Source organism: Streptomyces sp. NPDC059900 (genome assembly GCF_050270335.1).
GTDB lineage: Bacteria > Actinomycetota > Actinomycetes > Streptomycetales > Streptomycetaceae > Streptomyces.
The window spans coordinates 1-1,051 of the sequence record NZ_JBNNJZ010001167.1; the positions used below are offsets into that span (position 1 = coordinate 1).

The 1,051-nt window shown below is 70.1% G+C and carries 1 protein-coding gene; it reads left to right on the forward strand.

The features are described from left to right. Positions 1-221: 221 nt before the first annotated feature. Positions 222-1,051: hypothetical protein (locus ACQKIP_RS48095; RefSeq protein ID WP_427745946.1), on the forward strand; the 830-nt coding region annotated here is incomplete at its 3' end.

The window sequence follows — 1,051 nt, forward strand, 5'->3', positions numbered from 1 at the left end:
AGACAGGAGGCAGTACGAGGGGTCTGTGGCCCTGCAGTCGCTCCGTCCGCGGGTCGGCTGCAGGGGGTCGCAGGCCCCTTTCGTGCGTCAACTGTGCGTGTGGGTAATGGAGTTCGGCGACGCCTGGGTGTCCGGAAAGAGCCGCGATCGGCCGGATGCCGACTGTTCGCGGGCGTGTCCATGCCAATAGGCTGTGCGACCTTCACGTCCTGGGGGGTCTCGTGAACGGTCTCCGTGTGGTCATGGCCTGCCTGATGATCGCGTGTGCCGCGCTCGTGTCACCCGCCGCGGCCGCGACGGCCGCGCCGGCGAAACCGAGTTGGTCGGCGCTTCCGGTGCCCCCGGCGACATCCCCGCCGCTGACCGTGTCCGATCTCGCCGCCCGCGGGCCGGGCGAAGCGTGGGCGACCGGGTACGAACAGGCCGCCGATGGACTGCGACCGCTGCTGTACCGCTGGAACGGCACCGCGTGGAGCCGCGACACCACCTTCCCCGGCGCCGGTGAACCGGGCTGGCTCGGCAAGGTGCAGTTCGTCGGCGCAGAGATGTGGATCCTGCACAACAACCGGGCGGGGGAGGGGGAGATACTGCGCCGGTCGGCCGGCGGATGGAGTGCCGTCCCGCTGCCGCAGACCCTGTGGACCTACCAGGACTTCGCCGCGGTACCGGGTGCCGCATGGGTGATCGGCGAGGATGACACCGGTCTGAAGGTCCTGCACTACGACGGTTCCGCCTGGACCGCGCAGCCGGTTCCAGACGGTGTGTTCTACCTGATGGGGATCACCGCGCGCAGTGCCGGCGACGCCTGGGCCTGGGCGGATACCGATACCGGAACCGCCGTTCTGCGCTGGGACGGCACCGCGTGGCGGGACGCGAAGGTGCCGCTGCCGCCCAACAGCAACATCCATACGATGCTGCTCGAACCGTCCGGCCGCGCCACCATCGGCGGCAGCCAGTACACCGACGGCGTGGCCCGCACCTATCTGATGACCTGGAACGGGCAGGCCTGGCGCACCAGCTACCCGCCCCTCGGCGACACCTACACCGAGGC